Source organism: Hominimerdicola alba 8 (genome assembly GCF_000178155.2).
In the GTDB taxonomy this organism is placed as follows: domain Bacteria; phylum Bacillota; class Clostridia; order Oscillospirales; family Ruminococcaceae; genus Hominimerdicola; species Hominimerdicola alba_C.
Map to the genome: position 1 here is coordinate 1 of NZ_ADKM02000038.1, position 13,725 is coordinate 13,725.

General features: G+C 45.5%; 12 protein-coding genes and 1 pseudogene. 7 read left to right on the top strand and 6 right to left on the bottom strand.

Annotated features, from left to right (window positions below; all coding sequences use genetic code 11):
• The first annotated feature begins 134 nt into the window (after nucleotides 1–134).
• The 5 genes from CUS_RS03390 to CUS_RS03410 are packed head-to-tail and all read left to right on the top strand — an operon-like array spanning nucleotide 135 to nucleotide 3,325.
• Entirely contained in the window at nucleotides 135–779 is a 645-nt protein-coding gene (locus tag CUS_RS03390; protein WP_002847526.1) for a DUF6796 family protein, read from the top strand.
• A gap of 60 nt (nucleotides 780–839) precedes the next feature.
• Entirely contained in the window at nucleotides 840–1,484 is a 645-nt protein-coding gene (locus CUS_RS03395) for a class I SAM-dependent methyltransferase (RefSeq protein WP_037276384.1), read from the top strand.
• Nucleotides 1,485–1,501: 17 nt separating this feature from the next.
• On the top strand, nucleotides 1,502–2,152 hold the full coding sequence (locus tag CUS_RS03400) for a DUF6796 family protein (RefSeq protein WP_037276389.1): 651 nt from the start codon (nucleotides 1,502–1,504) through the stop codon (nucleotides 2,150–2,152).
• 23 nt (nucleotides 2,153–2,175) lie between these two features.
• Nucleotides 2,176–2,799 (top strand): class I SAM-dependent DNA methyltransferase, encoded by a 624-nt coding sequence (locus tag CUS_RS03405; RefSeq protein ID WP_002847531.1) that lies wholly within the window; start codon nucleotides 2,176–2,178, stop codon nucleotides 2,797–2,799.
• Nucleotides 2,800–2,824: 25 nt separating this feature from the next.
• A complete protein-coding gene (locus tag CUS_RS03410; RefSeq protein ID WP_037276393.1) occupies nucleotides 2,825–3,325 on the top strand; it encodes a hypothetical protein in 501 nt (166 codons plus the stop codon).
• A 63-nt stretch (nucleotides 3,326–3,388) separates the two neighbouring features.
• On the opposite strand, the gene CUS_RS03415 is transcribed toward CUS_RS03410, so the two are convergent.
• The 6 genes from CUS_RS03415 to CUS_RS03440 form a co-directional block, all read right to left on the bottom strand.
• On the bottom strand, nucleotides 3,389–5,122 hold the full coding sequence (locus CUS_RS03415; protein ID WP_037276395.1) for an ABC transporter ATP-binding protein: 1,734 nt from the start codon (nucleotides 5,120–5,122) through the stop codon (nucleotides 3,389–3,391).
• Entirely contained in the window at nucleotides 5,122–6,882 is a 1,761-nt protein-coding gene (locus CUS_RS03420) for an ABC transporter ATP-binding protein (RefSeq protein ID WP_037276397.1), read from the bottom strand. The genes CUS_RS03415 and CUS_RS03420 overlap by 1 nt, the downstream gene beginning before the upstream one ends.
• Before the next feature lie 56 nt (nucleotides 6,883–6,938).
• Entirely contained in the window at nucleotides 6,939–7,556 is a 618-nt protein-coding gene (locus tag CUS_RS03425) for a TetR/AcrR family transcriptional regulator (protein ID WP_037276400.1), read from the bottom strand.
• Between the two features lie 212 nt (nucleotides 7,557–7,768).
• Nucleotides 7,769–8,902 carry a site-specific integrase gene (locus CUS_RS03430; protein ID WP_002847524.1) on the bottom strand — a complete coding sequence of 378 codons (1,134 nt, stop codon included), beginning with the start codon at nucleotides 8,900–8,902 and terminating at the stop codon, nucleotides 7,769–7,771.
• A 123-nt stretch (nucleotides 8,903–9,025) separates the two neighbouring features.
• The gene (locus CUS_RS18480) at nucleotides 9,026–10,336 is read right to left on the bottom strand and encodes a plasmid recombination protein (RefSeq protein ID WP_002847527.1); all 1,311 of its coding nucleotides are present in this window, start codon (nucleotides 10,334–10,336) and stop codon (nucleotides 9,026–9,028) included.
• A gap of 174 nt (nucleotides 10,337–10,510) precedes the next feature.
• The gene (locus tag CUS_RS03440; protein ID WP_037276402.1) at nucleotides 10,511–10,801 is read right to left on the bottom strand and encodes a helix-turn-helix domain-containing protein; all 291 of its coding nucleotides are present in this window, start codon (nucleotides 10,799–10,801) and stop codon (nucleotides 10,511–10,513) included.
• A 472-nt stretch (nucleotides 10,802–11,273) separates the two neighbouring features.
• Between CUS_RS03440 and CUS_RS18490 the strand changes: the two genes are divergently transcribed.
• Both CUS_RS18490 and CUS_RS03450 read left to right on the top strand, forming a co-directional pair.
• Nucleotides 11,274–12,098 carry a helix-turn-helix domain-containing protein gene (locus CUS_RS18490; protein ID WP_002847537.1) on the top strand — a complete coding sequence of 275 codons (825 nt, stop codon included), beginning with the start codon at nucleotides 11,274–11,276 and terminating at the stop codon, nucleotides 12,096–12,098.
• A gap of 136 nt (nucleotides 12,099–12,234) precedes the next feature.
• A pseudogene (locus CUS_RS03450) lies at nucleotides 12,235–13,725 on the top strand (hypothetical protein); the annotation flags it as partial.

Below are 13,725 nucleotides of genomic sequence, written 5' to 3' on the forward strand. Positions count from 1 at the left end.
TGGGCGTGTATCTTTAACACATTGCCGCTGTTTCTTATCATATCGCCGTTCAAGGTCGCAGGAAGCGGAAATATTGTCAATGCAGCAATGTTTCTTGCACTTGCGGTACTTATATAAAAGACGGAGGATAAAATATGGATACTGTGATCGGAATATTCGGCATCATAAGTGGCTTTCTTTGTGCGCTTGCAGATACGCCGCTTGCGTATTTCTTTGACGCAAATAATAAAAAGATCGGTCAGCGCAAAGATATTCAGACAGGCTGGCAGACCGCTTCATCCAAGAGATTCTATCTGTCGTTTCTGCTTTCATTTCTCGGTCAGCCCGGCTGCTATCTTGTTATATGGCGGCTCGCTGAAATGATCGGAAAGGAAAATGATACGATATGCAGTATCCTGAAAATCTGCACATTTCTCGGATGCTACACAGGTCTTATCACACACGCAGTCTTCTGTATCAAGCCGCTTGTATACAAGAATATATTTCAGGAGGCATCATTAAAATCCGCAGAAAACGCTCTGCATGAAACAGACAAGCTCACCATTTTGCCCGTACTTGTATGCAGCGTTACGCTGATCATGATCCCTGCTTTTCTGATCTCTGCGGCGATATGGCAGGGCATTCTGCCTGTATCAAGACTGTGGATCATATTCAATCCCATATTCCTGATGATCGCTATGCTTGCAGTCAAAAAAGCATTTCCTAAGCTGCCGATGATCGGATTTATGGGGACTGGTTTTATTGTATATGCGGCAATGCTGCTTGTCATAGCGAGGTGAAGAATTATGCTGAGAACGACCATGTATGGTAAGCAGCATAAGATTTTAGGAGGTATACAAATGACTGCAAAAGAATATAAAGACTTGTCAGTGAAAGAGTTCACGAAAGCTGCCGAGATCTATGAATCGGACAATGCAGGTGTGTACAATATGTGCAAGAAGGACTATCCCGATGTGCTGGCAGAGCTTGAAAAAGAGCCGTTTCACGATCTACTGGACTGCGGATGCGGAACCGGTCCGATGCTCACGCTGCTGCATCAGAAATATCCTGAAAAGCATTATACCGGCATTGACCTGACACCCAAAATGATCGAAGTCGCCAAGCGAAAGAATATGAAAGGAGTAGAGCTTGTGGTCGGTGACTGCGAGAATCTGCCCTTTGCAGACAATTCCTTTGATGTGGTGATCTGCTGCGAGAGTTTTCATCACTATCCGAATCCGCAGGATTTCTTCAACAGCGTGTACCGTGTCCTACGTCCGAATGGCAGACTTATCCTGCGCGATATGACTATGAATTCTGCGGCGGTACGCTGGTTCTGCAACACCATTGAAATGCCGTTGGCACATCTGATTGGCAAAGGTGATGTCCGTATCTATGGCAGAGATGACATCAGAAAGCTTTGCAAAAATGCCGGACTTCACATGGAATCTTTTGAAAAGCGAGGTTTCTGCCGTCTGCATTGTGTGGCGAGAAAAATAAGATAAAACGAAAGGATAATAGTATGTATTTATTATTTTCGGCATTAGGACTGATCGGAGGTCTGTTTTGCTGCACGGGAGATATTCTCTTTGATCTGAAAGGCAAAGGCAACGAAAAGCTTGGAACTTCTAAGAATATCGACAGCAACTGGCTGAAAATGGCTGACTGGAGATTTGGTTTGTCTATCGCTCTTGCACTGATAGGCGATGCGCTGGTAGGGCTCGGCTTTTATTCTATCGGTATGCAGATTGCTGAAACGCATTCCCTTCTCGGTTATATGACAATCGGGTTTGGATATTTCGGCGCAATGGCAGGCATTTTCATTCATGCATTTCTCTGTGTTCAGGCGCTGATCTACAAAGGTGCAATGATACACGGCAATTTACAAATCGCTGATGATATACTCGAAAAGATATACAAGCAGATCATGCCGACATTTCTTTTAGGATATGCTACGCTTTTGGTGCCGACAGTTCTTGTGATCATTGCAATTCTGAACGGCGCACTTGATGTACCGAAAATATGCGTACTATTGAATCCGATCGTGTTCCTGATTATTGGAACGACCTGTCGTAAAATTGATCCTGTGAAATTTCAGGATCTTCCCGGAATCATCATGCCGAGCTTCGGACTTTCTATGTTCGGACTGATCGGCATTCTGAACCTGATATAAAAATCGCAGAGGAGGATAATACTATGGGACTAATGAAGAAGTTTTTTAGTCAGACAAGAAAACCCGAAGGCACACTCGGAAAGATGATGCTGAAAGGAATGAACTCCGGTCATGCAAAGCTGGCTGATTGGGGATTTGAGCATCTGCCGAAGCTCTCTCCGAAAATGGCTGCTGATCTTGGCTGCGGTGCAGGAAGAAATGCAGGAGAGCTGCTGAAAAAATATCCGCAGGCAAAGGTTACCGCAATGGACTACTCTGAGCTTTCAGTTCAGAAGGCAAAGAAATACAATCAGGCAATGATCACTGCAGGCAGATGCAGAGTGATTCAGGGCGATGTTTCAAAGCTGCCCCTTGAAGCTGACAGCTATGATCTTGTAACAGCCTTTGAAACGATCTACTTCTGGCCTGGTCTTGAAAAATGCTTTTCGCAGGTAGCCAACATTCTGAAAGACGGCGGATACTTTATGATATGCAACGAATCTGACGGTACTGATCAGACGAGCAAAAAGTTTGAATCCATCATCGACGGTATGCGCTGCTATACACCTGCTGAAATAACAGCAGCTCTGAAAGCGGCAGGGTTTACGAGCGTGAAATCCGATCATCATCCGTCAAAGCCGTGGATCACTGTGATCGCTAAGAAATAATGATTCATCTGAAAGAAGGGACAAAATGGTGCTGTCGATTCTGTTTTCCGTCATGATGATGGCGGGACTGTTCCTGATGCTGTGGGGCGGCGTCGGTTTTATTCAGGACAAACGGTTCTTTTCATCTGCCCCGAAGGAAATCGTTGAGGCCGTGCCGGATAGAAAGCCTGAACGCTTCAAAGGACAATATGTGATCGGCTGGCTGATGATCGGGCTTTCGTTTGTGCTTATGCTGGGTTCGATTGTTCTGGGTGTCTGGGACGGGATCAGGAATGATTACGGATTCTGGCAGTTCTTACTGCGATTTGTGATCATGCTGCTCGGTCTGAAAGCATTTGACATCGGTTTCTTTGACTGGGTACTGCTCTGCAATAACGGATTTCACTTCTTTTCCCATTACTATCCTGAAACAAACGGTGTGTACGGCCGTCACCTGTTCGGATATAACTGGAAAACCCATCTTGCACATATCGTGCTCAACTTTCCGTTCGCAGCATTGCTGTCGTGGATATCTACCCTGATATGATACAATAAAAACGAGCCTATACAAATGCGTATAAGCTCGTTTTCGTTTCATAGGGCACATTGATCACAGCTTCCAGCTTGCCGCCTTCTGTCTGTCTGTTACAAATGTACGATAAATACCGTCCTGCTGCATGAGCTCAGCGTGCTTGCCCTGCTGCACGATCTTTCCGCCGTCAATGACGATGATCTGATCAGCGTGTTCGACTGTTTTCAGGCGGTGTGCGATCATGATGATCGTCTTTTCTTTGGTCAGCTCCTCGATTGCCTTTGTCAGCTCCGCTTCATTTTCGGGGTCAACATTGGCAGTCGCTTCATCAAGTATGATGATCGGGCTGTCTTTCATGATGGCTCTTGCGATGGAAATACGCTGCTTTTCACCGCCGGAGAGACTTGCGCCGCCCTCACCGATCACGGTTTCATAGCCGTCCGGCAGGCTCATGATAAAGTCATGGCAGCGTGCCTTTTTCGCAGCTTCGATGACCTTTTCCATTGGTGCATCAGGCTCGCCGAAGCGGATATTATTCGCAATGGTATCCTCAAACAGATACACCCGCTGGAACACAAAGCTGAAATTCCGCATCAGGCTGTCAAAGCTGTACTCCTTGACATTTTTCCCGCCGAGCAGTACCTCGCCGCTTTTTACATCCCAGAACCGTGCCATAAGACTGGTCAATGTGGTCTTTCCGCCGCCGGACGGGCCGACGATCGCAGTTGTGGTGTGTTCGGGGATTTTCAGGTCAATGCCGTCAATGATCGTTCTGTTTTCATACGCAAATGTGATATGTTTCAACTCGATACCGTGGCTTGCCGGCGTGATATCCGCACCCTCAATATCCATTTCCGGAATCGAAAGAATCTCATTTGCCTGATCTACACAAATTGATACGCTGCGTATCAGCGCAGAAAACCCAGCCATAACATCAAGGCTCTCATATATCATAAACGAACTGATCGTCATCATGATACAATAAAGCAGCGACATACTGCCGTTTATATAGAAATACACGGATGCCGCACACATCAGAACGCCTGTCAGCTTTGTGACGATTTCCTGCAGGGTGATATACGGAATCACAGCATATTCAAGGTGCGTGTCACCGTTTTGCTTTGACTTGATCGCCGCTTCCAGCTTCTTTGCACGGGTGCTGACAAGATTGTAGTTCTTGACCTCTGCAATGCCCTGTACAAACTCAATGACCGCGGCAACAAGCTCTCTGTTTGCTTTCTGCTGTGCAGGTGCACCCTTGCGTGTGGCTTTCTGCATCGCCCCGTTGATGAGCGCATAGATTGCTACACCGGCAGTCAGAAGCAGCCCGATTCTCCAATCAAAACAGAACACAAAAGCAGTGATAACAATTGTTGTCAGGATACCCTGCGTTGTCAGCATGACCACTCTGGTTGCAACATCGGAAAGCGCTTCCATTGTGTTTGTTGTGACACTCGTGATATGTCCGAGGCTGTTGTCATTGAAATAACCCATCGGCAGATAGCGCAGATGCTCGGCAATCTCAATACGCTTGTTTGCGCAGGAATGATAGCCTGCTTCGGTCTGGAGCATCGTTGTTTTCAGATTGATGAAAAGCTGACCGAGTACCGATACAGCAAGAATTGCGACAGCAGCCCAGATGTTTTTGTTCGTCATATGTCCGTCCAGAATGCCCATGACGATCACGCCGATCGCTGAGATACGCAGTGCCGCAAATATCGCCTTGACCGTACCGAGCCCGATCGCCAGATACAACTTTTTCCGGTCTTCTGCATCGCAGAAATCAAAGAATCGTTTCAGTGTTGCAAACATCATGCACCCTCCTTTACTGCCATGTGCGTTTCCCACATCTGATGGTACAGCTTTGAATTTTCAAGCAATTGCTCCTGTGTGCCTGCTGCTTCAACATTACCGTTATTGATCACAATGATCTGATCGGCAGAGGCGATCGTGGACAGCCTGTGTGCGATCACAAGCAGCGTTTTTCCCTGTACCAGCTTTGCAACCGAGGACTGCACCAGTGCTTCATTTTCGGGATCGGTGTACGCAGTTGCTTCATCGAGAATGATGACCGGCGCATTTTTCAGCATTGCTCTTGCAATGGAAATGCGCTGTCGTTCGCCGCCGGAGAGGTGTCCGCCCGCACCGCCGACAACTGTCTGATAGCCGTGCTCCAGCTGCATGATAAAGTCATGGCAGCCACAGGCTTTCGCAGCATTCATAACATCTTCATCGGTTGCATTCGGGTCGCCCATACGGATATTGTCCATGATCGTTTCGTCAAACAGGTAGTTATCCTGCGAAACATAGGCGATATTCCGATTGTAGTCCACGAGCGGGATTTTTCGGATATCCACGCCGCCGAAGGAAATACTGCCGCTGTCCACGTCCCAGAACGATGCGATCAGCTTTGCAATCGTGGATTTGCCAGAACCTGACGGCCCGACCAGTGCATTAACCGTTCCCTGCCTGATATTCAGGTTGATGCCGTGCAGGATCTCCTCATCTTTGTAGCCGAAATGCACATCATGCAGCACAATATCCGTTCCTTTCGGCTTTTCCGTCATCGTTTCGGGACGTTTCAGCTCGTCACGCTCCAGAATCTCCGTTGCTTCACCGATGATCGTGCCCATTTTTCCGATGCCGTCCCAATAGGAAGCGATCGTCATAACAGGAGATACAAGTCCCAGCGAGAGAATAATCAGCATCAGCAGATCGGCGCCGGAAACCGTGCCTTTCATGTAGAAAAGCGCCCCGAACGGAAGCAGTCCGAGCAAAAAATACGGCATAATCAGCAGGGAAATATTCTGCCAGAGATTGCAGCGGCGCATCCAGTCAATGAAGCAGTCTGCACCCTCTTTTGCGGCGATGACGAATTTCTCATATGAGGTTTTCGCCTTACCGAACGCCTTGATGACTTCGATGCCGTTGATGTATTCGACGGCGGTATCGTTCAGGCGCTTTGTTTTGACCACGCAGTTTTCATAGCTTTCCTTGCTACCGACCATCATCAGCATGAAAAATCCCACGCCCACAGGCACGCAGATAAAGGAGATCAGCGTCAGCTTCCAGTTGATCGTCATCATGTAAATGATAAGCACGACCGGTACAAACGCAGAGGACAGCACCTCCGGAATAATGTGCGCCAGCGTTGTTTCGATGGAATCAACACGCTCACAGATAATGTTTTTGTAGGTACCGCTTGACTGCGACAGGATCGAGCCGAGCGGCAGTTTTGACAGCTTTTCGGTGAGCTGTCTGCGGATATTCGCAAGCACCTCAAAGGTCGCCGCATGAGAAAGTGTTGTTGAAATCGCATGGCAGATACGGCACAGCAGCCAGAATATCGCCATCTTCACAATACTTGCGCTCAGCAGTGACATATCCTTTTCCAGCGTACCTGCGTGCATTTCCAGCAGTTTCCGGACGATATCTGCCATATACAGATACGGCATCAGTCCGAACACGACCTTACACATTGCCAGCAGTACGCTGAAAATGTAATTTGGTTTCTTCTGCCCTGCGAATTCAATGACCCAACTGACCGCAGAACGTTTCTTTGTTTGTTCCATCAAAATTCCTCCTTTTGGTTAGGTGTTGCTAACCTTGCATCAAAAAAATATCGGCATCAAATGCCGAGTATTTTTTTCCAGCCCGCCGAAAAGAAAGCATCCAGCGTCTGGGCATAATGAATGGCTTCTTCGCGGCTGAAATCGTGGATGACCGCCTCGAACAGTGCCGAGACATTCGCCGTCACCAGCATATGAAATTCCTGCTGTGAGAGCTCGTTAACGGTCATGTTGTAATGCTTCATGCGCTCAAAATAGTCATGCGTCGAGCGTTCCTCCAGCAGCGCCATATCGTGAACAAAGCTCTCAAATCTGGTTCCCTGCGAACGGCAGATCAGCAGCTTGAATGCTTCAAAATGGTCATAAACAAAGCACATCAGCCACTTTGTTTCGCTTTCGCTCTCATCCCAGAGCTGCTGCACATCCCCGCATTTCATGACCTCATAGCCCTGTTCAACAAACGCCTGATATTTAGCCATTAACTCGTCGATCGTCGGTTCCACAAGCGCTGCAAACATTTCCTCTTTATTCGGGAAATGCCGATACAGCGCGCCGACGGTCAGCCCGACCTCAGATGCGATCCTGCGCATAGACGCATTCTCAAAGCCGTATTCCATGAATTCCCGGACGGCTGCTTGGATAATCTTTTCGTGCGCTTGTGTTTTATCTCTCGGCATATGCAGACCTCCCTTCATCGTTAATGAACACTGTTCACATATATAGAATATCACAATTCAGGTGGCTTGTCAAGATACGTAAACAATGTTTACTAACATAGCACAAAATCGTTATGAACCGGATCAAGGATATCGGCATTAATACCAAATAGCACCGCCTTCCGAGTTGATCTCTGAAAGCGGTGCTTTTGTATATGACTGTTTTAGTACTTTTATCGGTAGGTACTGCTGTGGGGGTTCGTGTTACTATTTGGAACGGGGATAGTTGTACTTATAACGCTATGTCCTAATGCACCCGAGACTGCAGCAGCATCCACACCCTCATTGATCAAGGCACTAGCATAAAAATGACGTAGGGAATGAATATCCCTGAAAGGAAAATTATTCTTCTCGCAGAACTCATTGAACCAGAAATACGGTGTATTATTGTTCATGGGACGCCCATCCCACTTTACAAACAGGCGATCATAGTCCTGCCACTTGTCACCGATACGCTCGCGTTCTTCGTCCTGCTCAGCCTTGAAAGCCCTGAGCAAGTCCATGACCACCATCGGGAACTTTAGCGACCTCTGCGACTTTTTTGTTTTAGTCGTGTCGGTGTATATGCCTTTTTCTGCTGTGTAGTTCGACGTGCGTTTAACGCTGATGACGCAGTTGTCCCAATCAATATCCTTCCACTCCAAACCCAGCAGCTCGCCACGACGGAATCCGCTGTATATCGCAAGGGTGAAGAATGTACGGTATTTCAAAGGGGCATCTTCCAGAAGATTGAAAAGCTGCTCAACCTGTTCAAGAGTGTAGATCTCTTTCTCCTTCTTCTCGCCTTTGGGAACAGTCACACGTCTGCATGGATTATCCGTGAGCAACTCCATCTTGACCGCGTAGCTGAAAACATCGCTGATGAAACTGAGATGATGAACCACCGTCTTCCTTGAAAGGGGCTTGCCGTTTTTGAAAGACTTGCCGTTCACAGCCAGATCGTACACAAACTGCTGAATGTGTCTTACCTTGATCTTGTCCATCCTCATGTGACCGATAGCAGGGTAGACCCTGTTTCTAAGCTGCTTCATGCGCTCGTAAGAAGTGTTGCGGAGATTGAGCTTGGCATAGGTCTCCAGCCATTCCTCAGCAAAAGCCTCGAACTTGACGTTGGTAGTCACCTGTCCCTGCTGACAGCGTTCCTCGAACAGTACCGCCTGCCTTTGGACTTCTTTTTCAGCCTGCTTCGCTGTCATACCCTCGGGCGGCTTCCAGCTCATTGTCTGAGTTATCTGCTCACCCTTAGTATCGTAACCGCATGACACACGTATCTGATATGTATTTCCTCTTTTTCTGACGTTTGCCATTGTCTGATTCCTCCTTCATCAGACCTCTGACATCTCTACACTTCTATTATAGCACGTTTCACGTAGTAAAGCAATAGAGCAAATGAATATTTTTCGTGTAGAAATGCCGGGTCTGCTTTTGTTCTATCTGTGTTTCGTTTTGCTTTTTACTGGGTGCAGGAAGTTATCCAGTTTCTCCTTCAGACCCAGATTTTCAATAAACTGCATGACTTTATCATACTTAGATTTGAAAGTTGCCAACTCATTCGTTAACCTGCTAACCTGCGATTGCAGTTTATCTATCGTTCTTTTGAGTGCCGAGCGTTCATCTCGCCATTTTATCTGTTCCGCTTGCAGGTTATGCACCTGTTCGGTCAGCTGATTTATCTTTTCATCTTTAGCGGAAGTATCATGTTCCGCAGCAATCTCTTTCTTGGCAAGTTCAGCTACGCTTGCATAATCATCTGCGGACAGCGTGACTTTGTTTCCGAGAACAGTATGCTTGATGGTTATACTATCAATATCATTGATCTGAGCGACCTTATCAGTTGTAGCCTGCAACAACTGCTGGTTAATTGTCAGCTGCTCCGTTGTATTCTCCAACTCCGCTGACTTCTCTTCAATGTCAGCCCCAAGTTTCTCCACCGCCTCTGACTTCTTTACATACTCCGTATCCAAGCGAGCCAGCGTTTCATCTGCATCATGCAGAACCTTCTCGGTGGATTCCAACTGATGCTGAGTACACTCCACCTTATTCTCCAACAGCCTGACTTCCTGCGCTCGCATTTTCTTTTTATAATCGAGCACGTCCAGATGCTGCTCATGTGTCCCGAGCTTTTCCCATTCGATACCATAGGACTTCATAACCTCTGACAGCTGTTCCTTCTCGCTCTCGACCCACTGCTTTGTGCAGGTGTTCATCTTCCCCTCGCTTGTGAACCCTTGCTGCTCCAGTGCCTTTGAAAGTGAATTGCGAGTAGACAGCCCCCTCTTCTGATCGGTAGCGAACGGAACAAAATCAATATGGACGTGTGGCGTTTCTTCGTCCAGATGAATGACAGCATTGAATACCCTGATGTGCGGATTGCGTTCTTGGAAACCATTTACAAAGTCCGTCAAAACTTTTGTGGCGAGTTCGGCTTCACGAGTTCCACAATGAGTGTCCTCTGTATTTCCGATTTGAAATAGCACTTCATAAAACGGCTTCTCCTGTTTGCTATGGTTGATATGCTCGTAGTAGTTTTTAATGCGGCGGTCTTTGCGCTTTTGCTTGGCGTTATACTCTTCGAGAGCCTTATCAAATAGTTCGTGATAGACAGTTTGAATGTCCTCACGTACCAATGTTATATTTTCATGCGTGCGGTCCTTATTGACGTTCGGGGCAATGAACTTTCGGTTATTGTGACCGATGCTGCCTTTGTCGATACGTCCGCTTATACTTCTCTTTATAGTCATTTCTCCTTTCGTTGGGGTGTTGTGATTTCGCAGAATTGTTCTGCCACTATCAACGCAAAGATACTTTTGTCACTCCTTGGTGGAGCGACAAAAGCCTTTGCGGCAGCAGTTCCTCTGCACCCCTTTTTGTGCGAGCTGTCGCTCGCTTTTTTCATCGGGCGTTGCCCGATTTTTTTATGCACACACTGCGCCGAGATATTTCAGCAGGCTGTCCTTGCTGACGAGTATCTTCCCTCGTGCGCCTTCACCGCAGCGTATGTATTTTACTTTTCCCTGTTTCACGAGCATACGGACGGTGTGCTCCGTCAGCCCGGACACAAGTGCGGCGCACTCTTTGATGGTCAGCATTTCGGGTAACGCAGGTTTGCTCATGGTGATCGCAGGACACTCATCTTCAATGGGTATCATCTTCTCCAACAATGCGGACACCGCCGCAATAATTTCTTTCTTTTGTTTGATCGTCAATAATAGTCTCCTTTCGATTGATTATCTCCTCGGTTTTCTCCAACATATCAAGCTGCTTGTCCTCGCTGAGTTCAAAGCGCAGCCAGCGGACGAGGGTCTGCTTCGATATGTCGAGTTCGTGCGCCAGCTCCCAGTGACGCACCCCTCTTGTTTTCAGTTCCTCACGAATATAGCATTTGCTTTTGCCATATTGCATCTCTCCCTTTCAAAAAACTATAAATGATTGCAGCCCACATTAATCGGCTGCGAAGAGGGCGGGCAATAATCGCGCACCCCCCTCTATTATATTATATAGCACATTTGTTTGCACTGTGCCATATATTCCAAAATCAGATTTTTTTCTTGATAAGGGGTCGGAGATTTCATATATGAAATGGATTCCAAAAGAAAAGTAGCTGTCCGAAATATTTCCCCACAAAAGTGAAATTATATGCTATACTTATCCTAAAAACATCAAAAAGGAGAATGCAGCATGAAAACGACTATGGGCGAAAAGATAAAAGATATGCGAGTTGAGCGGCATTTGACCACCAAGCAGCTTGCGCAGGCAACCGGTATATCCGAAGCAGTGCTGAACGGTCTTGAAAACGACAGCGGACGTGATGTCGGTTATAGCAGGATCATCGATCTTGCGAAGTTCTTTGAAGTTCCCACAGACTACCTGTTGGGGTTCACCGAGAGCCGCATCACCAAGAACATCGAGCTGAAAGAGCTTGGGCTGTCCGACAAGGCGATAGAAGTTCTGCTCGCCAAGCGGCAGGATAACGAACTTGTGAGCCAGCTTATCGAGCACGCAGAATTTACTAACCTCATCAATGCGATAGATATCTATGTGAAACAGCTTGCAGCTAAGTCGATAAATACAATAAATAACCTCACTGCGGTGGTGCAGCGAGGTGTGGAGAATTATGTTGCTGGCGCAGGAATGCCAGATGGTTACGGTGCAGCGATGAACTATATCAACGAAACGAAGGTCGATGAGGACGAGTTCCTGCGTTACAGGATAACGGAGCGGTTCAATCAGATGTTGAGGAACGTGTATTCGGTAAATGCAGACAGAGCCGAAAAGGGCATACCCTCTGCGATCACTGAAAGTAATGAGATGACTGGATTCATGCTGGACCTGCTGGATCAGGTCAAGGCGGGCGAGGTCGATATAGAAACACCTATGGACGCGGTTGAGCTTATGATGGGTAAGATGGGGGTGTCCGAACAGGATATGGCGCAGGGTATCATGGATAGGTTTGGTTTTAATAATGATGAATTTGCTGAGGTTCTGAAAAGATATTGGATATAAGCAAAACCATAGTCTTTATTGACAACAAAAGCATTACTATTTTAGATGATTTACATCTGGAGATTTATTAATGATTATGTTATAATTACTATAATAAGCTTTTGTATAGAGAATATTTGATGGGAGGGATACATATATGTTGACAAATGATAACAACCGCATCGGCAATAATATTCGTTCATTGCGTGAAGCGTACGGGGAAACACAGCAGCAACTTGCTGATGCAATTAACACAACAAGAACAAATATAATTAATTATGAAAAGCATGGTTATGGTAATCCGGAAATTATTTCAGCAATTGCCAAACGCTACATGGTATCCGTTTATGAACTGCTATATTGTGATTTTTCTGGCTTAAAGAAGATTAATTATGATAAAAATGTTTTTTGGAAAAATCTTGAAATATTTTTTCCTATTATTTCATCTGAAAAAGCATTAAAAAATAGTGATTTTAATACAGCATATATACTTCATAAAAAAATCTATTCCAAATTTAAAGATTCAGATGTTACTAATATTTGGGAAGAATGTATGGATGACTTTAGTGAATGTTTTGACAAATACTTAGATGTTATCACTTCTGACTCAAATGAAAACTTATCTTATGATGATTATGTAATTGAAGCTTCACTTAATTTTCTTGCAATTAATTATCTAATGTTAACCATATTTGTTTCTACAAAAATAGCAATGGTTGATAAGACATCGATTGTTGACAAGGCTGTTGTTCAAAATAAACAATTACAGGAAATGATCAACAAACCAGAAACTGTTGATGAATTAACCCAAATACTAAAAGGGTTAAGAGAAGATATTGATCCTGAAATAATATATTCAATTAAAGAAGATGCTGTAAAATCTCAAATGTGGTCTGAATTAGCATACTATTATCTTGCAATGGAATACGTTCTTAAAATTGTTGATAATGATATGGAGCATGCTACCGAGATAGTTGAGGCAGTAAAAGATGTGTTCAAAGGTGAATTCCCCAACGGACAGATTCCCGAACATTTTGTTCAGAAGATCACATATTCTTCTGATGATTCAAATGCCCTTATCCGTGACTTGCGAAATGAAAAAGATTTTCGTATAGCAGTAACAGTAACACTTGTGGCAACCGGTACTGATGTTAAACCTCTGGAAATAGTACTATTCATGAAAGATGTTTTCTCTGATGTTCTCTATACTCAAATGAGAGGGCGAGGTTGTCGTGTGATCAGTGATGATAAATTAAAAGAAGTAACGCCCAATGCAGATACAAAAGATTGTTATTATATTGTAGATGCAGTGGGAGTCACGGAGCATGAAAAATATATCCCAAGGACAGGTCCGACTGTAGGTGGAAGAATATCTCTTGAACATTTGTTAGAGCGTCTTGCACATAATGAGCTAAGTGATGAAAATCTTTATTTGCTTAGGGATTACTGTGCTACGATTCACAGACGATATGAAAATAACCTGTTATTCGGTCGTCATCTGGATAGTTTTATAGCAGATTTTAATTATTCCCCGAGAGATTTAGCTATGTCGATACAGGCTGCTTTTGATAACGGACAACTTCCGCCATTCGTTAGTTCGTCTGATGACAACGCAGTAAGAATGGCACTTGTAGACAGGCTGATAAGC

Excerpts from the sequence above, each read along its gene's own strand:
- CUS_RS03415 (WP_037276395.1), bottom strand. The coding sequence starts at position 5,122 with ATGTTTGCAACACTGAAACGATTCTTTGATTTCTGCGATGCAGAAGAC.
- CUS_RS03390 (WP_002847526.1), top strand. The coding sequence starts at position 135 with ATGGATACTGTGATCGGAATATTCGGCATCATAAGTGGCTTTCTTTGT.
- CUS_RS18490 (WP_002847537.1), top strand. The coding sequence starts at position 11,274 with ATGAAAACGACTATGGGCGAAAAGATAAAAGATATGCGAGTTGAGCGG.
- CUS_RS18480 (WP_002847527.1), bottom strand. The coding sequence starts at position 10,336 with ATGACTATAAAGAGAAGTATAAGCGGACGTATCGACAAAGGCAGCATC.
- CUS_RS03425 (WP_037276400.1), bottom strand. The coding sequence starts at position 7,556 with ATGCCGAGAGATAAAACACAAGCGCACGAAAAGATTATCCAAGCAGCC.
- CUS_RS03410 (WP_037276393.1), top strand. The coding sequence starts at position 2,825 with ATGGTGCTGTCGATTCTGTTTTCCGTCATGATGATGGCGGGACTGTTC.
- CUS_RS03405 (WP_002847531.1), top strand. The coding sequence starts at position 2,176 with ATGGGACTAATGAAGAAGTTTTTTAGTCAGACAAGAAAACCCGAAGGC.
- CUS_RS03420 (WP_037276397.1), bottom strand. The coding sequence starts at position 6,882 with ATGGAACAAACAAAGAAACGTTCTGCGGTCAGTTGGGTCATTGAATTC.
- CUS_RS03395 (WP_037276384.1), top strand. The coding sequence starts at position 840 with ATGACTGCAAAAGAATATAAAGACTTGTCAGTGAAAGAGTTCACGAAA.
- CUS_RS03430 (WP_002847524.1), bottom strand. The coding sequence starts at position 8,902 with ATGGCAAACGTCAGAAAAAGAGGAAATACATATCAGATACGTGTGTCA.
- CUS_RS03400 (WP_037276389.1), top strand. The coding sequence starts at position 1,502 with ATGTATTTATTATTTTCGGCATTAGGACTGATCGGAGGTCTGTTTTGC.